Raw genomic sequence first — 26074 nt, forward strand, 5'->3', positions numbered from 1 at the left:
GAGCAACTCACCGAGGGGGAACGCACGATGACGGCCGAGCTGGTACGCGGGCAGAACCACCCGCTGACGCGGACCCGCCTGGAGATCCGGATATCCGCCGGTGACCCCGTCATCGCCGGAGCCACCCTGGGCGACGAGGACGGCCGCGTCGCCGGCCCGGAGCGCGTCGCCCACCCGGCCGCGCCCCACCTCCCCGGTCTGGAGGTCCCCCAGCAGGCCGCGGCGGACCACCGGCTGGCCGTGGACCTCGAAGCGCTGCCCGAGGGCGTGCACCGGGTCACCGTGCTGCTCGCGCTGCCCACCGGCGTCGGCGGCCCGTCCCGGTTCGGCACGGTCGCCGCGCCGTTCGTCGCCGTCACGGGGCTCGACGGCACCGCGCTCGTCAGCTTCACCATCACCGGCCTCGATGCCGAGTCGGCGGTCACCGCGCTGGAGCTCTACCGCCGCCGGGGAGCGTGGAAGGTCCGCGCCGTCGGCCAGGGCTACGCGGACGGCCTGGCCGCGATGCTGCGCGACCAGGGGCTGCCGCAGGCCGCCGAACTGGCCGCCACCGTCCAGGAGGCCGTGACCCGCGGCATGGCCCGGACCATAGCGCCGCCGCCCCGGACACCCGGTGACGGCACCCGTGTCCGCACGGCCGCCGGCCTGCCACCGGGGGAGCCCGGGCCCGCACCGCAGCCACCGCCCCGGCCCCCGGCCGCTCCGGTCCCGCCGGAGGCCCGGCCTCCGCAGCAGGCGCAGAGCGGCTCCCCGGTCGACTACCGCCACCGCGGACGGGCCCGCACCGCGCCGCCGCCCCCGCCGCCGCAGGCCCCGCCGGCCGAGCCCGGCCGGCCACCGCAGCCCGTCGCGGGCGACGCCGCCGGCTGGACCATGGACGAACGCCTCTACAACCAGGTCTGGGGCATGTTCGAGGATCTGGCCCGCAGCGTCGCCGCGTACCGCAGCGCGGTGGACTTCGCCGACTCCCGTCAGGAGCAGGAGCTTCAGCGGGTGCTCTCCGACCCGCGCTCCCGCATCGGCGGCGCGGGGGACGAGGCCCGGGCGGCGGCCGGCGCCAAGCACACCGCCCTCGTGGACCGGGCCCGGGCCGTCCTCGACCGCGATCTCGCCCAGCTGACCGCCGAGTCGGAGGTGGTCGAACCGGCCCTGCCGCCCGCCTTCGCGGGCTGGGCGAGCCCGGTCTGGCACGGCTACCGGGTGCCGATGGAGATCCCGATGGCCATGCGCCTGGGCGACCTCCGCCTCCCGGAGCGGCCGGAGCTGCGCATCCCGATGCTGGTGCGGCTGCCGCTGGAGCGCGGTCTCTGGATCGACAGCGGACGGTCCCGCTCCGGCCCGGACCACGCCCTCGGCTCCGACGGGCTGCGCCGGGCGGCCGTGGACGCGGCGGTGGCCCACGCGGCCCGGCTGCTCGCCGTCCACCCCGCGGGGGAGTTCACCGTCCACGTCCTCGACCCGGCCGGATCGGCCGCCGCCTCCCTCGCCCCGCTGCTGGAGTCCGGTGTGCTCCGGGACCCCCCGGCCGCCGGAGCCGCGGGGGTGTCCGCCGTCCTGTCCCGGCTGACCCGGCGTGTGGACTTGGTGCAGATGGCCGTCCGGGGCGGCGCCCCCGACGCGCTGCCGCCGGACCTCGACACCGGGGAGCAGCTCCTGCTCGTCAACGACTTCCCGCACGGCTTCGACGACCGTGCCGTGACGCAGCTGCGCTACCTCGCCGACGAGGGGCCCTCGGTCGGCGTGCATCTCATGATGGTCGCGGACCGCGAGGACGCCCGGGAGTACGGGCCGGTGCTCGACCCGCTGTGGCGTTCGCTGCTGCGGATCACGCCGGTGCCGGACGACCACCTGGCCGACCCCTGGGTGGGCCACGCCTGGACGTACGAACCGGCGCTCGCCCCGGCGGGCAGCCGGGTGCTGGTCCAGGTGCTCCGCCAGGTCGCGGAGGCCCGGCGCACCTACGGCCGCTGAGCCGCCCCCACCGGCCTCCCAGGAGTCAACCCACCCCTCTGAACTGCTGTCTTTTACCTTTATTTGCCTTCCCTGTACTCTTCCTTGGCATGCCGGGGTGTCCGTTCCGTGCGCCCTGTCCGACGCCCGTGTCCGACGCCCGCGCGGCAGCACGGGCGTCCCCGGCCAACCCGCCCGACGCTGCCAGAGGAGTTCCGTGGACGTATCCCTGACCGCCTGGACACTGACCGTTGTGGGACTCTGCGTCCTGATCGCCGCCGACTTCTTCATCGGCGGCCGCAAGCCGCACGACGTCTCCGTCCGGGAGGCCGGTGTCTGGACGGCGGTCTGGGTCGTGCTCGCCGTCCTCTTCGGCGCCGGGCTGTACCTCGCCGGTGGCGGGGCTCCGGCCGGGGAGTTCTTCGCGGGCTACATCACCGAGAAGTCGCTCAGCGTCGACAACCTCTTCGTCTTCGTCCTGATCATGGCGAAGTTCGCGGTGCCGACCCGGTACCAGCAGCGGGTGCTCATGATCGGCGTGCTCATCGCCCTCGTCATGCGGGCCGGCTTCATCGCCGCCGGCGCCGCGCTCATCGCCAACTTCTCCTGGATCTTCTATGTCTTCGGCGCGTTCCTCATCTACACCGCCTGGAAGCTGATCCACGACGCCCGCAAGGAGGAGCACGACGAGGAGTACGAGGAGAGCCGTCTCCTCAAGGTGATCGAGGCGCGCGTCCCCTCCACCGGAGCCTGGCGCGGCACCAGGATGTTCGTCCGCGAGAACGGCAAGCGGCTGATGACGCCGATGTTCGTCGTGGTCCTCGCGCTCGGCACCACGGACCTGCTCTTCGCGCTCGACTCGATCCCCGCGATCTTCGGTCTCACCGATGACCCGTACATCGTCTTCACCGCCAACGCCTTCGCCCTGATGGGGCTGCGCCAGCTGTACTTCCTCATCGGCGGGCTGCTGAAGAAGCTGGTCCACCTCTCCTACGGGCTGTCGGGCATCCTCGGCTTCATCGGTGTGAAGCTCGTCCTGCACGCCCTGCACGAGTCCGGGGTCCACGTCCCCGAGATCAGCACCCCCGTCTCGCTGGGCGTGATCTGCGGTGTCCTCGTCGTCACCACGGTCACCAGCCTCTACGTCTCCTCTCGGGAGGCCCGGCGGGGGATACCCGAGGGGACGGCTCCGGTGAAGGGCACGGAGAAGTCCTCGGACGCGGAGACTCCGGCGGAGGACCGCTCGGGCGGCTGACCGCGGGGCGCGGCCGCCGGCCGGTCACCAGCCGCGGGCGCGCCACTCCGGCAGGTGCGGGCGCTCGGCGCCCAGTGTGGTGTCCCGCCCGTGGCCGGGGTAGACCCACGTCTCGTCCGGCAGCTCACCGAAGAGCTTCGACTCCACATCGGAGATGAGGCTCGCGAAGGCCTCCGGGTCCTGGTGGGTGTTGCCCACGCCGCCGGGGAAGAGGCAGTCGCCGGTGAAGACGTGCGGGTGCCCGTGCGGGTCGTCGTAGACCAGGGCGATGCTGCCGGGGGTGTGCCCGGTGAGATGGCGGGCGGTGAGGCCGATCCGGCCGAAGTGGATGGTGTCCCCGTCGTCGACCAGCACGTCCGTGGAGACGGGGATGCCCGCGGCGTCGTACCGGCCGGCGTGGGTCCGGGCCCCGGTCGCCGCCACGACCTCGGCCAGGGCCTGCCAGTGGTCGCCGTGCTGGTGGGTGGTGACCACCCCGGCGAGACCGCTGTCACCGATCAGCTGCAGGAGGGTGCGCGGCTCGTCCGCGGCGTCGATCAGCAACTGGGCGTCGGTGGCCCGGCAGCGGAGCAGATAGGCGTTGTTCTCCAGGGGCCCCACGGCCACCTTGGAGATCATCAGGTCCGTCAGTTCGTGCACATCGGCCGGTCCGCCGACCTTCACCGCTCCGCTGTACGTCATGGGATCAGCCTAGTGGGGGCAGGGAGGGGAGAGGGGAGCCGGCCGCGTCGAGTCCCGTGCCGGCCTCGCGGCCGGTCAGCCAGCCCAGTAGGGCGGCGGGGGAGCCGGAGATCCGCAGGGGGTCCCCGCCGGGCCGGCCGGTGCGCCACTCGCGCCCGCCGTGTTCGCCGGAGGCGGCGACGATCAGGGCGGGTACGTCCTCCCGGCCCGCGAAACGCTCACCGGCGACCTGTGCCAGCAGCCCGTCGGTGAAGAAGCCCGGCAGATCGGCGATCTCGCGGCCGATGCCCAGATCGACGTGGTGCAGCTCCACCTCGGCGAGCCGCCGGAAGGGCATCTCCGCGGCGAGACCGGTCGCCCCGCCCCGGAGTTCCACGGTGCGGGACCAGTCACCGGAATGAAGTGCGGCCGCCGCGTCGTTGAAAGCGGAAGAGCTTCTCTCCAGATCATTGAGCTGGACGGTGAGCGGCCGGCCGGCGCCGTCCTCGATCGCGGCGTCCCGCGCCCGCTCGTCCGGGTACATGGGAATGTGCTCGCCGGTGCGGGCCGAGACGAGCACGTTGACGAGCGCGTCGGCGTTGCGCGCCAGATGGGTCAGCACGTGACCGCGGGTCCAGCCGGGCAGCCGGGACGGTTCGGCGACGGCCGCGTCGTCCAGCCCGCGGACCGCGGTGAGCAGCCGTTCCGTGGCCTCGCGGACCGCCGTGAGGTCGCGCGCGAGATCGGTTGTCATACCCCGACGCTATCGTCACGAGACGGGGGCGTGGTCGGTATCGAGCCGCCGGGGAAACGGCGGGAGAGGCGGCGGACGACAGGACGGAAGAGGCAGCCATCCGACAGTAATCGAAAATGCGTGCGATAGGCTCGGGCTGGGCCCGAAGCCGTGTCCCATCGCCGGGACACCGCCGTGGCACGCCCCATACCCTGGGTCCGGGGCTCCGCACCGCACCCCCGTCGCTTTCTCAAGAAAGGTGCCGACCGGCGTGGCCGACCGTCTCATCGTTCGTGGCGCTCGCGAGCACAACCTCAAGAACGTCTCCCTCGACCTGCCCCGCGACGCCCTCGTGGTCTTCACCGGCCTGTCGGGTTCGGGCAAGTCCTCCCTCGCGTTCGACACGATCTTCGCGGAGGGCCAGCGCCGCTACGTCGAGTCGCTCTCCTCCTACGCACGGCAGTTCCTCGGGCAGATGGACAAGCCCGACGTCGACTTCATCGAGGGCCTCTCCCCGGCCGTCTCCATCGACCAGAAGTCGACCTCGCGCAACCCGCGCTCCACGGTCGGCACCATCACCGAGGTCTACGACTACCTCCGGCTCCTCTTCGCCCGGATCGGCAAGCCGCACTGCCCCCAGTGCGGCCGCCCCATCGCCCGGCAGTCGCCGCAGGCGATCGTCGACAAGGTGCTGGAGCTGCCCGAGGGCAGCCGCTTCCAGGTGCTCTCCCCGCTGGTCCGGGAGCGCAAGGGCGAGTTCGCCGACCTCTTCTCCGACCTGCAGACCAAGGGCTACAGCCGCGCCAGGGTGGACGGCACCACCGTCCAGCTCAGCGATCCGCCGAAGCTCAAGAAGCAGGAGAAGCACACCATCGAGGTGGTCGTCGACCGCCTCACCGTCAAGGCCGGCGCCAAGCGCCGGCTGACGGACTCGGTCGAGACAGCCCTCGGGCTCTCCGGCGGCATGGTCGTCCTCGACTTCGTCGACCTCCCCGAGGACGACCCCGAGCGCGAGCGGATGTACTCGGAGCACCTGTACTGCCCCCACGACGACCTCTCCTTCGAGGAACTGGAGCCCCGCTCCTTCTCCTTCAACTCGCCCTTCGGCGCCTGCCCCGAGTGCACCGGCATCGGCACCCGCATGGAGGTCGACCCGGAGCTGGTCGTCCCCGACGAGGAGAAGTCCCTCGACGAGGGCGCCCTGCATCCCTGGTCGCACGGGCACAGCAAGGAGTACTTCGGCCGGCTGACCGACGCCCTCGCCGACGCCCTCGGCTTCCGTACCGACATCCCCTGGGCCGGGCTGCCCCAGCGCGCCAAGAAGGCCCTGCTGCACGGCCACCGCACGCAGATCGAGGTGCGCTACCGCAACCGCTACGGCCGTGAGCGGGCGTACACCACCGCCTTCGAGGGAGCGGTGCCGTTCGTCCGCCGCCGGCACGGCGAGGCGGAGACCGACAGCAGCCGTGAGCGCTTCGAGGGCTATATGCGCGAGGTGCCCTGCCCGGCCTGCGAGGGCACCCGGCTCAAGCCGATCGTCCTCGCGGTCACGGTCCAGGGGCGCTCCATCGCCGAGGTCGCCGCGATGTCCATCAGCGACTGCGCGGACTTCCTCCGGGAGATGAAGCTCAGCGACCGCGAGAAGACGATCGCCGAGCGGGTGCTCAAGGAGGTCAACGAGCGGCTGCGCTTCCTGGTGGACGTCGGCCTCGACTACCTCTCCCTCAACCGCGCCGCGGGCACGCTCTCCGGAGGCGAGGCCCAGCGCATCCGGCTCGCCACCCAGATCGGCTCCGGTCTGGTCGGCGTGCTCTACGTCCTCGACGAGCCGTCCATCGGACTCCACCAGCGCGACAACCACCGGCTGATCGAGACCCTGGTCCGGCTGCGCGACCTCGGCAACACCCTCATCGTCGTCGAGCACGACGAGGACACCATCAAGACCGCGGACTGGGTGGTGGACATCGGCCCCGGCGCCGGCGAGCACGGCGGCCATGTGGTGCACAGCGGGCCGCTGGCGGAGCTGCTGGCCAACGCGGAGTCGGCGACCGGCCAGTACCTGTCCGGCAAGAAGTCCATCCCGCTGCCCGCGAGCCGGCGCCCGGTGGACCCGGCCCGGCAGCTGACCGTGCACGGCGCGCGGGAGAACAACCTCCAGGACATCGACGTCTCCTTCCCACTGGGTGTGTTCACCGCCGTCACGGGAGTCTCCGGCTCCGGCAAGTCCACCCTGGTCAACGACATCCTCTACACGCACCTGGCGCGCGAGCTCAACGGCGCCAAGTCCGTGCCCGGCCGGCACACCCGGGTCGAGGGCGACGACCTCGTCGACAAGGTCGTCCATGTCGACCAGTCGCCCATCGGCCGCACCCCGCGGTCCAACCCGGCCACGTACACCGGTGTCTTCGACAACATCCGCAAGCTCTTCGCGGAGACGATGGAGGCGAAGGTCCGCGGCTACCAGCCGGGCCGCTTCTCCTTCAACGTCAAGGGCGGACGCTGCGAGAACTGCTCCGGCGACGGCACGATCAAGATCGAGATGAACTTCCTCCCGGACGTGTACGTCCCGTGCGAGGTCTGCCACGGCGCGCGCTACAACCGGGAGACGCTGGAGGTCCACTACAAGGGCAAGTCCATCTCCGAGGTCCTGGACATGCCGATCGAGGAGGCACTCGACTTCTTCGAGGCGGTGCCGAGGATCTCCCGCCATCTGCGCACGCTCCACGAGGTGGGGCTCGGCTACGTCCGCCTCGGTCAGCCCGCGCCGACCCTCTCCGGTGGCGAGGCCCAGCGCGTGAAGCTCGCCAGCGAGCTGCAGAAGCGCTCCACCGGCCGCACGGTCTACGTGCTGGACGAGCCCACCACCGGGCTGCACTTCGAGGACATCAGCAAGCTCATCACGGTGCTCTCCGGGCTGGTGGAGAAGGGCAACACGGTGATCGTCATCGAACACAACCTCGATGTGATCAAGACCGCGGACTGGGTCGTCGACATGGGCCCGGAGGGCGGCAACGGCGGCGGCCTGGTGGTGGCCGAGGGCACACCCGAGCAGGTCGCCGCGGTGCCCGCGAGCCACACCGGCAAGTTCCTCCGCGACATCCTGGACACGGTGAGCGACGCCCCGGTCCCGGCCGCGAAGAAGCGCCCCGGGGCACGCAAGAGGGTCGCGGCGGCCGCGAAGTGACGGCGGCGGCCGTGCGGTAGCGGTGGGGCGGCCGTCCGGCCGGTTTGACGACGGGCGCCCCGGCCCCGGGTCCGCGCTTCTCCGCGCGGCGCCGGGCCCGGGGCGCCGCGCCGTGTCCCGGGCTCTCCGTGCCCGGCTCCCGCATCCCGGGTCCGGTCCCTTTGGGGGCCCCGGCCCGCCGCCCCCTCCCGGCCGGCGGCTCAGGACCGGCCGGTGAGTTCCTCCGCGTACGGCGGCCGGGCGCCCGCCCGGGAGCAGGTGACCGCCGCCGCCCGGGAGGCGTACGCCAGGACGTCCCGCCACTCCTCGCCGGAGAGCCGCCGCGGACCGCCCCGGACCAGGGCACCGTGCGCGTCCAGCCGGTGCAGCAGCGCGGCGTTCACGGTGTCGCCGGCGCCGATCGTGTCCACCACCTCGACCGGCTCGGCCGGCACCGACCACTCGCCGTCCCGGGTCAGCACCGTCAGCCCGTCCCCGCCGCGCGTCAGCACCACGGCGTCCGGGCCGGCCTCCAGCCACGCGCGCGGATCCCCGCCCAGCCACTCCGCGTCCTCCACCGACAGCTTCACCAGTCCCACCGAGGACAGCCAGGACCGGAACCGCGCCCGGTAGGCGTCGGCGTCGGGGATCAGCTCCGCCCGGATATTGGGGTCCAGCGCCGTGAGGACGCCCCGCGCCGCCTCCCGCCGCAGCAGCGCCTCGTACGCGCTCGCGCCCGGCTCCAGCACGAGAGAGCAGGTGCCCAGCGACAGGGCCCGGGTGTCCGGGGGCAGGGGGCCGGGCAGCTCGAACAGCCGGTCCGCCGTCCCCTCGGCGTAGAAGCGGTAGCCGGCCGACCCGTCGGCGCCGATCTCCGCGACGGCGAGCGTCGTGGGCTCCGGCCCGCGCTGCACCAGCGCGGTGTCCACCCCGTCCGCGCGCAGGGCGCGCAGCAGCTCCGTACCGAAACGGTCCGAGGACACCCGCGAGCAGAACGCGGCCCGGGCGCCGAGCCGGCCCAGGGCCAGGGCGGTGTTGAACGGCCCGCCGCCGAGCCGGGGGGCCAGGGCGGACAGCCCGCCGGGCCCGGAGCCCGGGGGGGAGGGCTCCGGGGCGGCGGACGGAACGAGGTCGATCAGGGCTTCACCGGCTATGACGATCACATGTCCCATCCTGGCCCGGGGCGGGCGGGTGCGTCCACGGTCCCGCGTGCCCCGCTCCCGTCCGGCGTCCCGGCCCGTCCGGCCCGGCGCTGGGGAGGGCGGGGCGGTCGGCTGCGCCGACGGGCCGCCGGTAGGGTTCGGGGACAGCGGCATCCGCTCGCCGCGACCGGCGCCGGACCACCGGCCCGGCCCGTGGCGTACGGCGGCCGGCGCCACCCGCACCACGCTCCGACCAGGGGGTTCCCATGACCAGCCAGCCCGCGGCCGCCCGCCGCACCCTGCTCCGCGGAGTCGCGCTCGCCGGTGCCGCCGGGGCCGGGCTCGCGGCGTGCGGCGACGGCGACGGCGGCGGAACCGGCGGCGGGGAGACCCCCTCCGCGCCGGTCGACCTCGGAGCCGCCGGCGAGGTTCCCGTCGGCGGCGCCAGGCTCTACCGGGAGCAGCGGGTGCTCGTCAGCCGGCCGGCCGAGGACGAGTACAAGGCGTTCAGCGCCGTCTGCACCCACCAGCGCTGTGTGCTGAGCGCCGTCGAGGGCACCGGCGCGGACTGCGCCTGCCACGGGAGCCGCTTCGACGCCGAGACCGGCAAGGCGCTGCGCGGCCCGGCCACCAAGGCGCTGCCCGCCGTCCCGGTCTCCGTGAAGGACGGCAGGCTGGTGGCCGGCGGGGACGCCTGACCGCGGGCCGGGAAGGGCCGGGACGGCGGCCGAAGCGGGGCGCCCACCCGCGGCCCGAAGCGGCCCCCGGGCAGGCCCCGCGGCGGCCCGCCCCGCCCCGCCGGTGCCGCCAACACCCCCCGGAAGCCCCGGAAAGCCCGCCGCGAAAGGCGCCCGCGCCGGGGCGGGGAACCGGCGGCGGTGTCCTACCGCGCCAGTAGGGTGGAGCCATGGCAGACCCCAGCAGTTACCGACCCAAGCCGGGACAGATCCCCGACTCGCCCGGGGTCTACAAATTCCGTGACGAGCACCGCCGCGTGATCTACGTCGGCAAGGCGAAGAGCCTCCGCCAGCGGCTCTCCTCCTACTTCCAGGACCTGGCGGGCCTCCACCCGCGCACCCGCACCATGGTCACCACCGCGGCGTCGGTGGAGTGGACGGTGGTCTCCACCGAGGTCGAGGCCCTCCAGCTCGAATACTCCTGGATCAAGGAGTTCGACCCCCGCTTCAACGTCAAGTACCGCGACGACAAGAGCTATCCGTCCCTCGCGGTGACGATGAACGAGGAATTCCCCCGTGTGCAGGTGATGCGCGGTCCCAAGCGGAAGGGCGTGCGCTACTTCGGCCCGTACGCCCACGCCTGGGCCATCCGCGAGACGGTCGACCTGATGCTGCGGGTCTTTCCGGTGCGCACCTGCTCCGCCGGTGTGTTCAAGCGCTCCGCGCAGATCGGCCGCCCCTGTCTCCTCGGCTACATCGGCAAGTGCTCGGCCCCCTGCGTCGGCCGGGTGAGCGCGGAGGAGCACCGCGAGCTCGCCGAGGACTTCTGCGCCTTCATGGCCGGCCGCACCGGCGCCTACCTCCAGCGCCTGGAGCGGCGGATGCGCGAGGCCGCCGAGGAGATGGAGTACGAGCGGGCCGCCCGCCTCCGCGACGACATCGAGGCGCTCCGCCGGGCCATGGAGAAGAACGCCGTCGTCCTCACCGACGCCACCGACGCCGATCTGATCGCCGTCGCCGAGGACGAACTGGAGGCCGCCGTCCAGATCTTCCACGTCCGCGGCGGCCGGGTCCGCGGCCAGCGCGGCTGGGTCACCGACAAGGTCGAGGCCGTCGACACGGCCGGTCTCGTGGAGCACGCCCTGCAGCAGCTCTACGGGGAGGAGAGCGGCGAGGGCGTCCCCCGCGAGGTGCTGGTCCCGGCGCTGCCCGACCCCGTCGAGCCGCTCGCCGACTGGCTCGCCGGGCGCCGCGGCTCCCGCGTCGACCTGCGGATACCGCAGCGCGGCGACAAGAAGGACCTGATGGCGACGGTGCAGCGCAACGCCCAGCAGGCGCTCGTGCTCCACAAGACCAAGCGGGCCTCCGACCTCACCACCCGCTCCCGGGCCCTGGAGGAGATCGCGGAGGCGCTCGGCCTGGATTCCGTACCGCTGCGGATCGAGTGCTTCGACATCTCCCACCTCCAGGGGGAGGACGTCGTGGCCTCCATGGTGGTCTTCGAGGACGGCCTCGCCCGCAAGAGCGAGTACCGCCGCTTCCAGATCAAGAGCTTCGCCGGCCAGGACGACGTCCGCGCCATGCACGAGGTCATCGGCCGCCGCTTCCGCCGCTATCTGCGCGAGAAGATGGCGACCGGCGAGTGGGACGAGGAGACGGGGAACGGCGCCGAGGGGAACGGCGGGAACGGCGCGGACGGCGCGGCCCCGGAGCCCGGCCTCCCCGGCGGCCCCGTCGACCCCGAGACCGGCCGTCCCCGCCGGTTCGCCTACCCGCCGCAGCTCGTCGTGGTCGACGGCGGGCAGCCGCAGGTCGCGGCGGCCCGGCGCGCCCTGGACGAGCTCGGCATCGACGACGTCGCCGTCTGCGGCCTCGCCAAGCGCCTGGAAGAGGTCTGGCTGCCCGGCGAGGACGACCCCGTCGTCCTGCCCCGCACCAGCGAGGGGCTCTACCTCCTGCAGCGGGTCCGTGACGAGGCACACCGTTTCGCCATCGCCTACCAGCGCAGCAAACGGGGCAAGAGCCTGCGTGCCGGGCCGCTGGCCGAGGTACCCGGGCTGGGCGAGACCCGCCGCAAGGCGCTGCTGAAGCACTTCGGCTCCGTGAAACGGCTCCGGGCCGCCACGATCGAACAGATCTGCGAGGTTCCCGGGATCGGCCGCCGGACGGCCGAGCAGGTCGCCGCGGCGCTCGCCGGCGCCGCACCGGCCGCTCCCGCGGTGAACACCGCGACCGGAGAGATGATGGAAGAGGACGAGCCGGCGGCTTCCCCGCCGCCGGGGATACGGGGGCAGCGAGCATGAACGGCCACGAAGGAGAAGAAGCTCAGGTGAGTACGGGCACCACGGCGGACGCGGCGGACACGGCCGCCATCCCCGAGCTGGTCATCATCTCCGGCATGTCCGGGGCCGGCCGCAGCACGGCGGCGAAGTGCCTGGAGGACCTCGGCTGGTTCGTCGTGGACAACCTCCCCCCGGCGCTGATCCCCACCATGGTGGACCTGGGGGCGCGCTCCCAGGGGAACGTCGCCCGGATCGCGGTCGTCGTCGACGTCCGCGGCCGCGGCTTCTTCGACAGCCTCCGCCAGTCGCTCGCCGACCTGGCCGCCAAGAACGTCAGACGCCGGGTGATCTTCCTGGAGGCGTCCGACGACGCCCTCGTACGGCGCTTCGAATCCGTCCGCCGCCCGCATCCGCTGCAGGGCTCCGGCCGGATCGTCGACGGTATCGCCGCGGAGCGGGACCTGCTGCGCGAGCTGCGCGGCGACGCGGACCTCGTCATCGACACCTCCAGCCTCAACGTCCACGAGCTGCGCGCCAAGATGGACGCCCAGTTCGCCGGCGGCGAGGAGCCCGAGCTGCGGGCCACCGTCATGTCCTTCGGCTACAAGTACGGCCTCCCGGTCGACGCCGACCTCGTCGTCGACTGCCGCTTCCTGCCCAACCCGCACTGGGTCCCGGAGCTGCGCCCCTTCACCGGCCTCAACGAGGAGGTGTCCGGCTACGTCTTCAACCAGCCCGGCGCCAAGGAGTTCCTCGACCGCTACACCGAGCTGCTCCAGCTCATCGCAGCCGGCTACCGCCGCGAGGGCAAGCGCTATGTGACCGTCGCCGTCGGCTGCACGGGCGGCAAGCACCGCAGTGTGGCGATGTCCGAGAAGCTCGCCGCCCGCCTGGCCGCCGAGGGCGTGGAGACCGTGGTGGTCCACCGGGACATGGGGCGCGAGTGAGGAGCCCGCGGCAGCCCGAGCCCGGTTCCCGGCTGGGCGGACGGGTCCGGCGGCTGATGCCGGCGCGCACCGGCCACACGGCCTCCCGCGCGGGCCACACCGTGCGGCGGCGGGGGACGAACCCCAAGGTCGTCGCGCTCGGCGGCGGGCACGGCCTGTCCGCCTCGCTCGCCGCGCTCCGCCGCATCACCGGCGACCTCACGGCCGTCGTCACCGTCGCCGACGACGGCGGCTCCAGCGGCCGGCTCCGCGACGAACTCGGCGTGCTGCCGCCGGGCGATCTGCGCAAGGCCCTCGCGGCGCTCTGCGGGGACGACGAATGGGGCCAGACCTGGGCCCGCGTCGTCCAGCACCGCTTCGCGGGCGAGGGGGACCTGCAGGGCCACGCCGTGGGCAATCTGCTGATCGTCGCCCTCTGGGAGCAGCTCGGCGACCACGTCCAGGCCCTGGAGTGGGTCGGCCGGCTGCTGGGGGCGCACGGCCGGGTGCTGCCGATGTCCGCGGTCCCGCTGGAGCTGGAGGCCCTGGTACGGGGCCACGACCCGGCCCGCCCGGAGGACGTGGACACCGTCCGCGGCCAGGCCACCGTCGCGCTCACCCGCGGCGAGGTGCAGTCCGTGCACCTCGTCCCGGCCGACCCGCCGGCGGTGCCGGAGGCCGTCGAGGCGGTGCTGGACGCGGACTGGGTGGTGCTCGGCCCCGGGTCGTGGTTCTCCTCCGTGATCCCGCATCTGCTGGTCCCGGAGCTGCTCGACGCGCTGACGGAGACCAAGGCCCGCCGCGTGCTCTCGCTGAACCTCGCGCCGCAGCCCGGCGAAACCGACGGCTTCTCCCCGCAGCGTCATTTGGAGGTTTTGGCCCGACACGCACCTAAACTCGCCTTCGACGTGGTGCTGGCCGACGAGGCCGCCGTGCCCGACCGCGACAGTCTCACCGAAGCCGCCGAGCGGCTCGGCGGCGCGGTCGAACTGGCGCCGGTGGCCGCGCCGGACGGCTCGGCCCGGCACGACCCCGAGCTGCTGGCCGCCGCGTACGACCGGATTTTCAGGATGCATGGAAGGATCGGCCCATGGCGATGACGGCAGCGGTGAAGGATGAAATCTCCCGGCTCCCCGTCACCCGGACCTGCTGCCGGAAGTCGGAGGTCTCGTCGATCCTGCGGTTCGCGGGCGGCCTGCACCTCGTCAGCGGCCGGATCGTGATCGAGGCGGAGCTGGACACGGGAATCGCGGCGCGCAGGCTCCGCAAGGACATTCTGGAGATCTTCGGACACGCGTCCGACCTGGTGGTGATGGCCCCCGGCGGGCTGCGGCGCGGCAGCCGCTACGTCGTCCGCGTGGTGGCGGGCGGCGACCAACTCGCCCGGCAGACGGGGCTGGTGGACGGCCGCGGCCGGCCGGTGCGCGGGCTTCCCCCGCAGGTCGTCTCCGGCGCCACCTGTGACGCCGAGGCCGCCTGGCGCGGGGCCTTCCTGGCGCACGGTTCCCTCACCGAGCCCGGCCGTTCCTCCTCGCTGGAGGTCACCTGCCCCGGCCCCGAGGCCGCGCTCGCCCTGGTCGGCGCGGCCCGCCGGCTCGGCATCGGCGCGAAGGCCCGCGAGGTGCGCGGTGTCGACCGGGTGGTCGTCCGTGACGGTGATGCGATCGGCGCGCTGTTGACGCGGCTCGGCGCCCACGAGTCCGTACTGGCCTGGGAGGAGCGGCGGATGCGCCGCGAGGTGCGCGCCACCGCCAACCGTCTCGCCAACTTCGACGACGCCAATCTGCGCCGCTCGGCGCGCGCCGCCGTCGCGGCCGGTGCCCGGGTCCAGCGGGCGCTGGAGATCCTCGGCGACGACGTGCCGGAGCACCTCGCGGCGGCCGGACGGCTGCGCATGGAGCACAAGCAGGCGTCCCTGGAGGAGTTGGGGGCGCTCGCCGACCCGCCGCTGACCAAGGACGCCGTGGCGGGCCGCATCCGGCGGCTGCTGGCGATGGCCGACAAGCGCGCCCAGGACCTCGGCATCCCCGGCACCGAGGCCGGTCTCACGGAGGACATGGCCGAGGACTTCTCCGGGGAGATGGCCGGCCAGCTCCACTGACGTCCCGTCAGTTCCCGGTGCCCGCCGAGCTGTCCGCGGGCGGCGCCGGACCGGCGCCGGGGCGCCCGGCAGGCCCGCTCCCGACGGGCTCCGCCGGGCCCGCTGTCCGCATGGCGGGACCGGGCCGGGAGGGCGGCGCCAATGTCACGAACGTCCTCTCTTAGGGGTAGGGTCGGTGGTGGTCGGGGAATCCCATACAGCTCGCCGGTGTCACAGCCGGCGTACCAACGAGGAGATCGGTTCGTGACGATCCGCGTAGGCATCAACGGATTCGGCCGCATCGGCCGCAACTACTTCCGGGCAGCCCTGGAGCAGGGTGCGGACATCGAGATCGTCGGTGTCAACGACCTGACCGACAACGCGACCCTGGCGCACCTGCTCAAGTACGACTCCATTCTGGGCCGTCTGCAGGCAGAGGTCAGCCACACCGAGGACACCATCACGGTGGGCGGCAAGACCTTCAAGACGATGGCGGAGCGGGACCCGGCGAACCTGCCCTGGTCCGAGCTCGGCGCCGACATCGTCATCGAGTCGACCGGCATCTTCACCAAGCGCGACGACGCCGCCAAGCACCTGGCCGCCGGCGCCAAGAAGGTCCTCATCTCCGCGCCCGCGAAGAACGAGGACATCACCATCGTGATGGGCGTCAACCAGGACAAGTACGACGCCGCTCAGCACCACGTCATCTCCAACGCCTCCTGCACGACCAACTGCGTGGCCCCGATGGCCAAGGTGCTCGACGAGGCCTTCGGCATCGTCAAGGGCATGATGACGACCGTCCACGCCTACACCAACGACCAGCGCATCCTCGACTTCCCGCACAAGGACCTGCGCCGCGCCCGCGCCGCCGCGGAGAACATCATCCCGACCTCCACGGGTGCCGCCAAGGCCACCGCGCTGGTCCTGCCGCAGCTCAAGGGCAAGCTGGACGGCATCGCCATGCGCGTCCCGGTCCCGACCGGCTCGGTCACCGACCTCGTCCTCGAACTCGACCGCGAGGTCACCCGCGACGAGGTCAACGCCGCCTTCCAGAAGGCGGCCGAGGGCCAGCTCAAGGGCGTCCTGGAGTACACTGAGGACCCGATCGTCTCCTCGGACATCGTCAACTGGCCGGCCTCCTGCACCTTCGACTCCCTGCTCACCATGGCGCAGGGCAAGCAGGTCAAGGTCGTCGGCTGGTACGACAACGAGTGGGGCTACTCCAACCGCATGGTGGACCTGACCACGTTCGTCGGCGGCAAGCTCTGACCACCGCCGCACCGGACAGCTCGACATGAGACAGCAGGGCCCGCGGCCGTAACGCGCGGGCCCTGCTGCCTGATCAGGCACCCCGGCTCACGGGTTCACAAGGAGTCCCCCTCATGAAGACGATCGACGACCTCCAGGTGGCGGGCAAGCGGGTCTTCGTCCGCGCCGACCTCAACGTGCCGCTCGACGGCACCACCATCACCGACGACGGCCGCATCCGTGCCGTCCTCCCGACGATCGCCCGGCTCGCCGAAGCGGGCGCCAAGGTGATCGTCGCCTCCCATCTCGGCCGTCCCAAGGGCGCCCCGGACCCCAAGTTCTCCCTGGCCCCCGCGGCCGCGCGCCTCGGTGAACTGCTGGGCCGGGACGTCGCCTTCGCGGCCGACACCGTGGACGACGGCGCCCGCTCCACCGTGGAGGGGCTCGCCGACGGCCAGGTCGCCGTCCTGGAGAACCTCCGCTTCAACCCGGGGGAGACGAGCAAGGACGACGCCGAGCGCGGCGCCTTCGCCGACCGGCTCGCCGCCCTCGCCGACCTCTACGTCGGCGACGGCTTCGGCGCGGTCCACCGCAAGCACGCCTCCGTCTACGACCTCCCGGCCCGCCTCCCGCACGCCGCCGGCGGCCTCATCGCCACCGAGGTCGGCGTCCTGAAGAAGCTCACCGAGGACGTCAAGCGCCCGTACGCCGTCGTGCTCGGCGGTGCCAAGGTCTCCGACAAGCTCGGCGTGATCGACCACCTGCTGGGCAAGGCCGACCGCATCCTCATCGGCGGCGGCATGGCGTACACCTTCCTCAAGGCCCAGGGCCACGAGATCGGCGGCTCGCTGCTGCAGGAGGACCAGATCCCGGCCGTCCGGGAGTACCTCACGCGAGCGAAGGAGCAGGGCGTGGAGTTCGTGCTCCCCGTCGACGTGCTGGCGGCCGCCGGGTTCCCGGACCTGAGGACGAAGGCCCCGGCGAACCCGGTCACGGTCTCCGCGGACGTCATCCCGGCCGACATGCAGGGCCTGGACATCGGTCCGGAGACCCGTAAGCTCTTCGCCTCGAAGCTCGCCGACGCGGCCACCGTCTTCTGGAACGGCCCGATGGGCGTCTTCGAGCACCCGGACTACGCCGAGGGCACCCGCGCGGTCGCCCAGGCGCTCCTCGACAGCCCGGCCTTCTCCGTCGTCGGCGGTGGCGACTCCGCCGCCGCCGTCCGGCAGCTGGGCTTCGACGAGAACGCTTTCGGCCACATTTCGACCGGCGGTGGCGCGAGCCTCGAGTACCTCGAGGGCAAGACGCTCCCCGGCCTCGCCGCACTGGAGGACTGACCCCGCATGACCGCTCCCGCCCACGGCCGCACCCCGCTCATGGCGGGCAACTGGAAGATGAACCTCAACCACCTCGAGGCCATCGCGCACGTCCAGAAGCTCGCCTTCGCCCTGTCCGACAAGGACTACGACGCCGTCGAGGTCGCCGTTCTGGTGCCCTTCACCGATCTGCGCTCGGTGCAGACCCTGGTTGACGGCGACAAGCTGAGGATCGCCTACGGCGCCCAGGACGTCTCCGCCCACGACAACGGCGCCTACACCGGCGAGATCTCCGGCTCCATGCTCGCCAAGCTGAAGTGCACCTACGTCGCGATCGGCCACTCCGAGCGCCGGCAGTACCACGGTGAGGACGAGGAGATCGTCAACGCCAAGGTCAAGGCCGCGTACCAGCACGGCCTGACCCCGATCCTCTGCGTCGGCGAGGGCCTGGACGTCCGCAAGGCCGGCAACCAGGTCGCGCACACGCTCGCCCAGGTCGACGGCGCCCTGAAGGACATCCCGGCCGAGCAGGCCGCGTCCATCGTGATCGCCTACGAGCCGGTGTGGGCCATCGGCACCGGCGAGGTGGCCACCCCCGAGGACGCCCAGGAGGTGTGCGGCGCGATCCGCGGCCGCCTGGCCGAGCTGTACGGCCGGGAACTGGCGGACGGGGTCCGGATCCAGTACGGCGGCTCGGTGAAGTCCGGCAACGTCGCGGCGATCATGGCGCAGCCCGATGTGGACGGGGCCCTGGTCGGCGGCGCGGCGCTGGACGCCGACGAGTTCGTCAAGATCGTCCGGTTCCGCGACCAGTAAAGAGACCGGGAAGTAGGCCGGACAGCACAGTCCGGCGTACTCTGTCGGGGGCCGGGACGGCACACAGCCGCCGGCCCCCGAACTGTCGCAGTCAGCCGTCAAGCCCGAGAGAGTTGGTCCAGTCGTGGTTATGGGGTTCTCGATCGCCCTGATCATCTTCAGTGGTCTGCTGATGATGCTGGTGCTCATGCACAAGGGGAAGGGCGGCGGTCTGTCCGACATGTTCGGCGGCGGCATGCAGTCCTCCGTCGGCGGGTCCTCGGTGGCCGAGCGCAACCTCGACCGCATCACCGTCGTGATCGGGCTCCTGTGGTTCGTCTGCATCGTCGCTCTGGGGATCCTGATGAAGCTGGACAGCTGACGGATCGTCGTGTTCGCGGCCTATCATGGGCTTGCGTCCGCGGGGCGGATTTTGTAACTCCGGCCACTGGACGCGCGTTGGGCCTTGCATAGACTGGGGCGCCCGGTAGCTGAGCTGCCTACCGATGCTTCGCAGCACCATCACGCAGGGAGTTACGACCGTGGCAAGTGGCAACGCGATCCGTGGAAGCCGGGTCGGCGCGGGGCCGATGGGGGAGGCCGAGCGGGGCGAGTCCGCTCCGCGCCTCCGCATCTCCTTCTGGTGCTCGAACGGGCACGAGACGCAGCCGAGCTTCGCCAGCGACGCGCAGGTCCCCGACACCTGGGACTGTCCGCGCTGTGGCTTCCCCGCCGGTCAGGACCGGGAGAACCCACCGGACCCGCCGCGCACCGAGCCGTACAAGACCCATCTCGCGTATGTGCGGGAGCGCCGCAGCGACGCCGACGGCGAGGCGATCCTCGCCGAGGCGCTGGCCAAGCTCCGCGGCGAGATCTGAGCCCCCGCGCGACCCCGGCCGGACACCGGCACGACGACTTTCCACGGCCCGGCCGTCAGGCGACCCCTGGCGGCCGGGCCGTCCGCCGTGTACGGCACGGGAACGGCGGGCCCGGGAGCCTGCCGGGCCCGAGGCCCTCTGAGCCCGCCTGAGCCCCTGAGCCCCTGAGCCGTCTGAGGACCGGAGAGCCGTACCTGAGGCCCCGGACGAGGAATCCTCCCGATGCCGCTGTCAGTGCCCGCGGCTAGGTTCTCCGGCGTACGGGAGACATCCACGGGGCCGGTGCGGTGGGCAGCGCGGCCGGGGAGCGGTGATGAGCGCGGAGACGGGCACGGGCGGCACGGGCACTGGCACGGCCACCGGTACGGACGCGGGTGCGGGAGCCGGGCCGGGAGCGGCGGAGGCCGCCGGCCCCGCCGCACCCGCCTGGCGGGGCGGCTTCGGACGGCTGTGGGCGGCCGCCGTCCTGTCCCGCTTCGGTGACGCCCTGCGCGGGGCGGCGCTCCCGCTGCTCGCCGTCCGGCTCACGGACGACCCGTTCCTCGTCTCCCTGGTGACCGCCTGCGGATTTCTCCCCTGGCTGCTCTTCGGGCTGCTCGGCGGGGCCGTGGCGGACCGGGTGGACCAGCGCCGGGCCATGTGGTCGGTGGACGTCCTCCGGGGCGCGCTGATGGCGGCCTTCGCCCTGGCCGTGGCCCTCGGTCTCGCGACGATCGCCCTGCTGATCGCGCTGGCCTTCGCGCTCACCACCCTCCAGACCCTCTTCGACAACGCCGCCACGGCCCTGCTGCCCTCCGTCGTGCCCGGCTCCGCGCTGTCCTCGGCCAACGCCCGGCTGATGACCGGCCAGCAGATCGCGGGGTCGTTCCTCGCCGCACCCCTGGTGCCGGCGGCGCTGGCCCTCGGCGCGGCCGCGCCCTACGCCGCCGACGCCGCGACGTATCTGGCGGCGGCGGTGCTCATCGCCTCGCTCCGCGTCACCGCGCCCGAACGGAAGCCGCGGTCCGCGGGCCGGACCCTCCGCCGGGACATCGCCGAGGGCATCGGGGTGCTGTGGCGGGACCGGGTGCTGCGGTCGCTGTGCCTCTCCAACGCGCTGTCCAGCGTGGGCATGGGCGCCCTGATCGCGACGCTGGTGCTCCATGTGACGGGCTGGCTGGGCGCGGGGGAGACGGGCTACGCCGCCGTCCTCACGGCCTACGGCGCCGGCAGCGTCCTGGGCGGCCTGGTCGCCGGGCGGGTCACCCGCCGGGCCGGGCAGGCCCGCGCGCTGTTCCTCGGCCTCGTCCTGCAGACCGGCTGTCTGGTCGTGCTCGGTTCGGTCCGCGGTCTGCCCGCCGCGCTGGCCGCGCTCGGCGTCTTCGGCGTCATCGGCATGGTCTGGAACGTCACCGAGGTGACGATGATGCAGCAGCGCAGTCCGGCCGGGATGCTCGGCCGGGTGAGCGCGGCGAGCCGCACCCTGTCCACCGGCAGTGCCCCGCTCGGTGCCGTGCTGGGCGGCGCGGCCGCCGCGGCCTGGGGGCTCAACACCCCCGCCCTGCTGACGGCGGCCCTCTTCGCGCTCGGCGCACTGGCGTTGATACCGGCCCTCCGCGCCCCGGACCGCGAGGGGAGACCTCCTGCCGCCGCGTGATCCCTTAGGTTGGGAGACGCAGTGGGGGCTCGTACGAGAAGAAGTGGGTCGATGTCCGAGATGAACGCAGAAGGCCGCGGCAGGCTGGACCGCATGCCGGAGTGGGCCGCGTTGGCTCAGCACCGGGAGAAACTGGGGGAGGTGGGACTGCGGGAGCTCTTCGCCGGCGACCCGGAGCGCGCCGGGCGCTACTCCCTCCGGGCCGGTGACCTCCATCTGGACTACTCCAAGCACCTGGTGACCGACGAGACGCTCGCTCTGCTGCGCGAGCTCGCGGCGGCGGCCGGGGTGGCCGGTCTGCGGGACGCGATGTTCCGCGGCGAGAAGATCAACAACACCGAGGGGCGGGCGGTGCTCCACACCGCGCTGCGCGCCCCGCACGACGCGGTCGTCGAGGTGGACGGGGAGAACGTGGTCCCCGCCGTCCACTCCGTCCTGGGCAAGATGTGCGTCTTCGCCAACAAGGTCCGCGGGGGCCAGTGGACGGGGCACACCGGCAAGCCCGTCCGGGCCGTCGTCAACATCGGCATCGGCGGCTCCGACCTCGGCCCGGCCATGGCCTACGAGGTGCTGCGGCCCTACACGGCGCGTGAGCTGACGTTCCGTTTCGTCTCCAACATCGACGGCGCCGATCTGCACGAGGCGCTGCGCGACCTGGACCCGGAGACGACGCTGTTCGTCATCTCCTCCAAGACCTTCACCACCATCGAGACCATCACCAACGCCACCAGCGCCCGCAGTTGGCTGCTGGACGGGCTCGGCGGCGACGAGGCGGCGGTGGCCCGGCACTTCGTGGCGGTGTCGACCAACGCCTCGGAGGTCGCGAAGTTCGGCATCGACCCGGCCAACATGTTCGAGTTCTGGGACTGGGTCGGCGGCCGGTACTCCTACGACTCGGCCATCGGGCTGTCGCTGATGATCGCCATCGGCCCGGACCACTTCCGCGAGATGCTGGCCGGCTTCCACCTCATGGACGAGCACTTCCGCTGCGCGCCGCCGGAGGAGAACGCCCCGCTGCTGCTCGGCCTGCTGGGCATCTGGTACGGCAACTTCCACGACGCCCAGTCGCACGCCGTGCTCCCGTACAGCCACTACCTCTCCCGGTTCACCGCCTACCTCCAGCAGCTCGACATGGAGTCCAACGGAAAGTCCGTGGACCGCGAGGGCCGCCCGGTGAGCTGGCAGACGGGACCGGTCGTCTGGGGCACGCCCGGCACCAACGGGCAGCACGCGTACTACCAGTTGCTGCACCAGGGCACCAAGATGATCCCGGCCGACCTCATCGGCTTCGCCCGCCCGGCCGGCGAACTCGACGACCGGCTCGCCGCCCAGCACGACCTGCTGATGGCCAATCTGTTCGCGCAGGGCCAGGCGCTCGCCTTCGGCAAGACGGCCGAGGAGGTCGAGGCGGAGGGCGTACCGGCCGAGCAGGTGCCGCACCGCACCTTCCGCGGCAACCACCCCACCACCACCATCCTGGCCCCCGAGCTGAACCCCTCGGTCCTCGGCCAGCTGGTCGCGCTCTACGAGCACAAGGTCTTCGTGCAGGGCGCCGTCTGGAACATCGACTCCTTCGACCAGTGGGGCGTCGAGCTGGGCAAGGTGCTGGCCAAGCGGATCGAGCCGGCTCTCACCGAGGGGGCCGAGGTGCCCGGTCTGGACGCCTCCACGGCCGCCCTCGTCTCCCGCTACCGCGCCCTGCGCGGACGCTAGTCACGCCGCTCGGGACACGGAACGGCCCGGGACCGGGTGCACGGTGGTGCACGGTCCCGGGCCGTTCCCGGTACGAGCGGCCGGGCCGCGGGCGACGCGTCAGGGCGAGGCGGGCGGGTACATCTCGCGCGGCAGCCCGGCCGCGGCGGCCCGGTCGAGCAGCCACAAGGTGCGCCGGGTGCCGTACGCGCCCGCTGCCGGCACCTGGATCTCCCCGGCGCCGGAGAGCGCGAGCGCCACCGCCTTGGCCTTGTCCTCGCCCGCCGCCAGCAGCCACACCTCGCGGGCCGCGCGGATCGCGGGCAGGGTCAGCGAGATCCGGGTCGGCGGCGGCTTGGGGGCGCCGTGCACCCCGACCACCGTCCGCTCCGTCTCCCGTACGGCCGACAACTCCGGGAAGAGCGAGGCCACATGGGTGTCCGGGCCGACCCCCAGCATCAGCACGTCGAAGGCCGGCACCGGGCCGTGGTCCTCCGGGGTGGTGGCCCGTTCCAGCTCGGCGGCGTACGCCGCGGCCGCGTCGTCCACGTCCGCGCCGTGCGGGCCGTCGGAGGCGGCCATCGGGTGGACCCGGGCCGGATCGAGAGGCAGCGCGTCCAGCAGGGCCTCGCGGGCCTGGGCCTCGTTGCGCTCGGGGTCGTTCGCGGGCAGGAAACGCTCGTCCCCCCACCACAGGTCGATCCGCGACCAGTCCACGGCGTCCCGCGCCGGTGACGCGGCGAGCGCGGCCAGCAGCCCGTTGCCGTTGCGGCCGCCGGTGAGCACCACCGAGGCGGAGCCGCGCGCCGACTGGGCGTCCACGATCCTCGTGATCAGCCGGGCCGCGGCGGCCCCGGCCATGAGTTCCTTGTCGCGGTGGACGACGATCTGCGGAGCGCTCACAGGGCCGGCCTCCCGGCGGGGCCGCCCGGGCCGCCCGGATCCTTGCGCGGCGGCTGCGGCCGGACGCCCTCCAGGGGCCGCGCACCCGGCGGCGGAGGCGGCGGTGACGGCGGGGCGGCGGAACCGGCGGAACCGGCCGGGCCCGGCGGCGCGGGCCGCGGGGCCTCCAGCGCCCGGTGGGCCGGGGCCGACGGCTTTGCCGGCTCGGGCTCGGGCGGCGTCCGCCCGGCCGCCGGCGCCCCGGCCGCCGGCGCCGACCGCGCCCCGTTCACCGTCTCCGGCTGGATCGTCTGCTTGCCGAGCCGTCCGGCACCGAACCGGACCGTGGCGGCGAACGCCTCGTCCGGGTCGAGCCGCCGCAGCTCCTCCGCGATCAGCTCGGAGGTCTCCCGCCGCTGGAGCGCGACATGCCGGTCCGGCTGCCCCGGCATCTTGAGCGCCGCCAGGGATCCGTCCGCCCGGTGCAGGCAGATCTCGCCCTCACCGGTCGTCAGCCGGACGGCCGTCAGGCCCGGGCCCGCCGACACCTTGCGGGCCACGGGCACCTTCAGCCGGTCGGCCAGCCACAGCGCCAGCAGCTCACTGCTCGGGTTGTACGCCTCGCCCTCGACCACGGCCGACTCGACCGGCGCGTGCCGCTGGTCCAGCGCGGCCGCCAGGACGCTGCGCCACGGGGTGATGCGGGTCCACGCCAGGTCGGTGTCGCCCGGCGTGTAGGTCTCGGCCCGCAGGGCGAGCGTGGAGACCGGGTCCTCGGTGGCGGAGGCGTCGGTGATGCGCCGGGCGGCCAGCTTGCCCAGCAGGTCCTCGTTGGGGTGCGCGGGCGCGTCCTCCGGCCACCACACGACCACGGGGGTGTCCGGCAGCAGCAGCGGGAGCACCACCGAGTGGGCGTGGTGGGCCAGTTCGCCGTGGAGCCGCAGCAGCACCGTCTCGCTGGTGCCGGTCTCCCCGCCGACCCGCACCTCCGCGTCGAGCCGGGCCAGCTTGCGGTCCCGGGGCGAGCGCCCCGGCCGCTTGATGACCACGAGGATGCGCGAGGGGTGCTCCTGGGAGGCCTGGCTGGCCGACTTCAGGGCGTCGTAGTGGTTGCCCTCGTCGGTGACGATGATGAGGGTCAGCACCATGCCGACGGCCGACGAGCCGGCGGCCCGCCGCGCCTTCACCAGGCTGGAGTTGATCTGGCTGGAGGTGGTGTCCGTGAGGTCGATGTTCATGGCCGGCGCCAGCTCCGTCCGTCTCGTGCGAGCATCTCGTCCGCCGCCCTGGGGCCCCAGGTGCCGGCGGTGTACTCCTCCGGCTTGCCGTGGGTGTCCCAGTACTCCTCGATGGGGTCGAGGATGCGCCAGGACTCCTCGACCTCCTGGTGCCGCGGGAAGAGGTTGGCGTCGCCCAGCAGCACGTCCAGCAGCAGCCGTTCGTAGGCCTCGGGGCTGGAGGTGGTGAAGGACTCGCCGTACGCGAAGTCCATGGTGACGTCGCGGATCTCCATCGACGTGCCCGGCACCTTGGAGCCGAACCGGATGGTGACGCCCTCGTCCGGCTGCACCCGGATGACCAGGGCGTTCTGCCCCAGCTCATGGGTGTCGGTGGTGTCGAAGGGCGAGTACGGCGCGCGCTGGAAGACGACCGCGATCTCGGTGACGCGGCGGCCCAGCCGCTTGCCGGTGCGCAGGTAGAACGGCACCCCGGCCCAGCGGCGGTTGTCGATGGAGAGTTTGATGGCGGCGTAGGTGTCGGTGCGCGAGTCGCGGCTGATGCCCTCCTCCTCGCAGTAGCCGAGCACCTCCTCGCCGCCCTGCCAACCGTGCGTGTACTGGCCGCGCACGGTGTGGGCGCCCAGGTCCCCGGGGAGCTGTACGGCCTTGAGGACCTTCAGCTTCTCGGTCACCAGGGCCTTGGCGTCGAAGGAGGACGGCTCCTCCATCGCGGTCAGCGCCAGCAGCTGGAGCAGGTGGTTCTGGATGACGTCCCGGGCCGCGCCGATGCCGTCGTAGTAGCCGGCCCGGCCGCCGATCCCGATGTCCTCGGCCATCGTGATCTGCACGTGGTCGACGTAACTGCGGTTCCAGATCGGCTCGAACATCGTGTTGGCGAAGCGCAGCGCCAGGATGTTCTGGACCGTCTCCTTGCCCAGGTAGTGGTCGATCCGGAAGACGTCACCGGGCTTGAACACCTGGTGGATGATGTGGTTGAGCTCCCGGGCGCTCTCCAGGTCGTGGCCGAACGGCTTCTCGATGACGGCACGCCGCCAGGAGTCGCCCTGCCCCTCCGACAGCCCGTGCTCCTTGAGCTGCCGGACGACGGTGGGGAAGAACTTCGGCGGCACGGAGAGGTAGAAGGCGAAGTTGCCGCCGGTGCCGCGGGCCTTGTCGAGTTCGTTGATGGTGGCCTTCAGCTTGCGGAAGGCGTCGTCGTCGTCGAAGGTGCCCGGGACGAAGCGGAAGCCCTGGCTCAGCTGCTGCCAGACCTCCTCGCGGAACGGGGTCCGGGCGTTCTCCTTGATCGCGTCGTGGACGACCTGGCAGAAGTCCTGGTCCTCCCACTCCCGTCGGGCGAACCCGACCAGGGAGAACCCCGGCGGCAGCAGTCCGCGATTGGCCAGATCGTAGACGGCGGGCATCAGCTTCTTGCGGGACAGATCCCCCGTGACGCCGAAGATGACCAGACCGGACGGCCCCGCGATGCGCGGGAGCCGCCGGTCCGACACGTCACGCAGCGGATTGCTGCTGCTCAAT

At 72.8% G+C, this 26074-nt stretch carries 21 protein-coding genes; 15 read left to right on the forward strand and 6 right to left on the reverse strand.

Annotated elements, in window-relative coordinates:
- The first annotated feature begins 27 nt into the window (after positions 1-27).
- Together SXIN_RS24730 and SXIN_RS24735 are read left to right on the forward strand one after the other, a co-directional pair.
- A complete protein-coding gene (locus SXIN_RS24730) occupies positions 28-1971 on the forward strand; it encodes a TerD family protein (protein WP_095757546.1) in 1944 nt (647 codons plus the stop codon).
- A gap of 196 nt (positions 1972-2167) precedes the next feature.
- The gene (locus SXIN_RS24735) at positions 2168-3205 is read left to right on the forward strand and encodes a TerC family protein (RefSeq protein ID WP_019709558.1); all 1038 of its coding nucleotides are present in this window, start codon (positions 2168-2170) and stop codon (positions 3203-3205) included.
- A 24-nt stretch (positions 3206-3229) separates the two neighbouring features.
- On the opposite strand, the gene SXIN_RS24740 is transcribed toward SXIN_RS24735, so the two are convergent.
- Both SXIN_RS24740 and SXIN_RS24745 read right to left on the reverse strand, forming a co-directional pair.
- Entirely contained in the window at positions 3230-3886 is a 657-nt protein-coding gene (locus SXIN_RS24740; RefSeq protein WP_039821816.1) for an MBL fold metallo-hydrolase, read from the reverse strand.
- Between the two features lie 4 nt (positions 3887-3890).
- Complete coding sequence (locus tag SXIN_RS24745) at positions 3891-4619, reverse strand: maleylpyruvate isomerase family mycothiol-dependent enzyme (RefSeq protein ID WP_019709560.1); 729 nt, start codon at positions 4617-4619, stop codon at positions 3891-3893.
- 250 nt (positions 4620-4869) lie between these two features.
- Here SXIN_RS24745 and uvrA point away from each other — a divergent pair, with 250 nt between their 5' ends.
- Positions 4870-7782 carry an excinuclease ABC subunit UvrA gene (gene uvrA, locus SXIN_RS24750; protein ID WP_019709561.1) on the forward strand — a complete coding sequence of 971 codons (2913 nt, stop codon included), beginning with the start codon at positions 4870-4872 and terminating at the stop codon, positions 7780-7782.
- Between the two features lie 200 nt (positions 7783-7982).
- Here uvrA and SXIN_RS24755 read toward each other — a convergent pair whose 3' ends face one another.
- A complete protein-coding gene (locus SXIN_RS24755; protein ID WP_095757547.1) occupies positions 7983-8924 on the reverse strand; it encodes a carbohydrate kinase family protein in 942 nt (313 codons plus the stop codon).
- A gap of 245 nt (positions 8925-9169) precedes the next feature.
- Here SXIN_RS24755 and SXIN_RS24760 point away from each other — a divergent pair, with 245 nt between their 5' ends.
- The 12 genes from SXIN_RS24760 (at position 9170) to pgi (ending at position 22454) form a co-directional block, all read left to right on the forward strand.
- Positions 9170-9601: a QcrA and Rieske domain-containing protein gene (locus tag SXIN_RS24760; protein ID WP_095757548.1), complete on the forward strand. Its 432-nt coding sequence runs from the start codon at positions 9170-9172 to the stop codon at positions 9599-9601.
- Between the two features lie 209 nt (positions 9602-9810).
- Positions 9811-11883 carry an excinuclease ABC subunit UvrC gene (gene uvrC / locus SXIN_RS24765; RefSeq protein ID WP_095757549.1) on the forward strand — a complete coding sequence of 691 codons (2073 nt, stop codon included), beginning with the start codon at positions 9811-9813 and terminating at the stop codon, positions 11881-11883.
- On the forward strand, positions 11880-12809 hold the full coding sequence (gene rapZ / locus SXIN_RS24770; RefSeq protein ID WP_095757550.1) for an RNase adapter RapZ: 930 nt from the start codon (positions 11880-11882) through the stop codon (positions 12807-12809). Before uvrC ends, rapZ begins: the two co-directional genes overlap by 4 nt.
- Before the next feature lie 56 nt (positions 12810-12865).
- Positions 12866-13888: a gluconeogenesis factor YvcK family protein gene (locus SXIN_RS24775; RefSeq protein ID WP_050363500.1), complete on the forward strand. Its 1023-nt coding sequence runs from the start codon at positions 12866-12868 to the stop codon at positions 13886-13888.
- Positions 13879-14889 carry a DNA-binding protein WhiA gene (gene whiA / locus SXIN_RS24780; protein ID WP_019709564.1) on the forward strand — a complete coding sequence of 337 codons (1011 nt, stop codon included), beginning with the start codon at positions 13879-13881 and terminating at the stop codon, positions 14887-14889. The genes SXIN_RS24775 and whiA overlap by 10 nt, the downstream gene beginning before the upstream one ends.
- Before the next feature lie 243 nt (positions 14890-15132).
- Positions 15133-16137 carry a type I glyceraldehyde-3-phosphate dehydrogenase gene (gap, locus tag SXIN_RS24785; RefSeq protein ID WP_019709565.1) on the forward strand — a complete coding sequence of 335 codons (1005 nt, stop codon included), beginning with the start codon at positions 15133-15135 and terminating at the stop codon, positions 16135-16137.
- 113 nt (positions 16138-16250) lie between these two features.
- A complete protein-coding gene (locus tag SXIN_RS24790; RefSeq protein WP_019709566.1) occupies positions 16251-17453 on the forward strand; it encodes a phosphoglycerate kinase in 1203 nt (400 codons plus the stop codon).
- A gap of 6 nt (positions 17454-17459) precedes the next feature.
- Positions 17460-18248, forward strand: a complete 789-nt coding sequence (gene tpiA, locus SXIN_RS24795; RefSeq protein ID WP_019709567.1) for a triose-phosphate isomerase — start codon at positions 17460-17462, stop codon at positions 18246-18248.
- Between the two features lie 130 nt (positions 18249-18378).
- On the forward strand, positions 18379-18609 hold the full coding sequence (gene secG / locus SXIN_RS24800; RefSeq protein WP_019709568.1) for a preprotein translocase subunit SecG: 231 nt from the start codon (positions 18379-18381) through the stop codon (positions 18607-18609).
- 160 nt (positions 18610-18769) lie between these two features.
- Positions 18770-19105, forward strand: a complete 336-nt coding sequence (locus SXIN_RS24805) for an RNA polymerase-binding protein RbpA (protein ID WP_078649359.1) — start codon at positions 18770-18772, stop codon at positions 19103-19105.
- Positions 19106-19418: 313 nt separating this feature from the next.
- Positions 19419-20741 (forward strand): MFS transporter, encoded by a 1323-nt coding sequence (locus SXIN_RS24810; protein ID WP_095757551.1) that lies wholly within the window; start codon positions 19419-19421, stop codon positions 20739-20741.
- Positions 20742-20801: 60 nt separating this feature from the next.
- Positions 20802-22454 carry a glucose-6-phosphate isomerase gene (gene pgi, locus SXIN_RS24815; protein ID WP_039821828.1) on the forward strand — a complete coding sequence of 551 codons (1653 nt, stop codon included), beginning with the start codon at positions 20802-20804 and terminating at the stop codon, positions 22452-22454.
- Between the two features lie 99 nt (positions 22455-22553).
- Here pgi and pgl read toward each other — a convergent pair whose 3' ends face one another.
- The 3 genes from pgl to zwf are packed head-to-tail and all read right to left on the reverse strand — an operon-like array spanning position 22554 to position 26073.
- On the reverse strand, positions 22554-23336 hold the full coding sequence (gene pgl / locus SXIN_RS24820) for a 6-phosphogluconolactonase (RefSeq protein WP_039821824.1): 783 nt from the start codon (positions 23334-23336) through the stop codon (positions 22554-22556).
- Positions 23333-24553, reverse strand: coding sequence for a glucose-6-phosphate dehydrogenase assembly protein OpcA (opcA, locus tag SXIN_RS24825; protein WP_095757552.1), 1221 nt, complete (start codon positions 24551-24553; stop codon positions 23333-23335). The genes pgl and opcA overlap by 4 nt, the downstream gene beginning before the upstream one ends.
- The gene (zwf, locus tag SXIN_RS24830; RefSeq protein ID WP_019709574.1) at positions 24550-26073 is read right to left on the reverse strand and encodes a glucose-6-phosphate dehydrogenase; all 1524 of its coding nucleotides are present in this window, start codon (positions 26071-26073) and stop codon (positions 24550-24552) included. The genes opcA and zwf overlap by 4 nt, the downstream gene beginning before the upstream one ends.
- Between the last annotated feature and the right edge of the window lies 1 nt (position 26074).

This window comes from Streptomyces xinghaiensis S187, from assembly GCF_000220705.2.
GTDB lineage: Bacteria > Actinomycetota > Actinomycetes > Streptomycetales > Streptomycetaceae > Streptomyces > Streptomyces xinghaiensis.

Coding starts and splice junctions, on each gene's coding strand:
- SXIN_RS24740 (WP_039821816.1), bottom strand. CDS start 3,886: ATGACGTACAGCGGAGCGGTGAAGGTCGGCGGACCGGCCGATGTGCAC.
- rapZ (WP_095757550.1), top strand. CDS start 11,880: ATGAACGGCCACGAAGGAGAAGAAGCTCAGGTGAGTACGGGCACCACG.
- pgi (WP_039821828.1), top strand. CDS start 20,802: ATGAACGCAGAAGGCCGCGGCAGGCTGGACCGCATGCCGGAGTGGGCC.
- SXIN_RS24730 (WP_095757546.1), top strand. CDS start 28: ATGACGGCCGAGCTGGTACGCGGGCAGAACCACCCGCTGACGCGGACC.
- secG (WP_019709568.1), top strand. CDS start 18,379: ATGGGGTTCTCGATCGCCCTGATCATCTTCAGTGGTCTGCTGATGATG.
- tpiA (WP_019709567.1), top strand. CDS start 17,460: ATGACCGCTCCCGCCCACGGCCGCACCCCGCTCATGGCGGGCAACTGG.
- SXIN_RS24760 (WP_095757548.1), top strand. CDS start 9,170: ATGACCAGCCAGCCCGCGGCCGCCCGCCGCACCCTGCTCCGCGGAGTC.
- uvrC (WP_095757549.1), top strand. CDS start 9,811: ATGGCAGACCCCAGCAGTTACCGACCCAAGCCGGGACAGATCCCCGAC.
- SXIN_RS24775 (WP_050363500.1), top strand. CDS start 12,866: ATGCCGGCGCGCACCGGCCACACGGCCTCCCGCGCGGGCCACACCGTG.
- whiA (WP_019709564.1), top strand. CDS start 13,879: ATGGCGATGACGGCAGCGGTGAAGGATGAAATCTCCCGGCTCCCCGTC.
- SXIN_RS24810 (WP_095757551.1), top strand. CDS start 19,419: ATGAGCGCGGAGACGGGCACGGGCGGCACGGGCACTGGCACGGCCACC.
- SXIN_RS24745 (WP_019709560.1), bottom strand. CDS start 4,619: ATGACAACCGATCTCGCGCGCGACCTCACGGCGGTCCGCGAGGCCACG.
- SXIN_RS24790 (WP_019709566.1), top strand. CDS start 16,251: ATGAAGACGATCGACGACCTCCAGGTGGCGGGCAAGCGGGTCTTCGTC.
- opcA (WP_095757552.1), bottom strand. CDS start 24,553: ATGAACATCGACCTCACGGACACCACCTCCAGCCAGATCAACTCCAGC.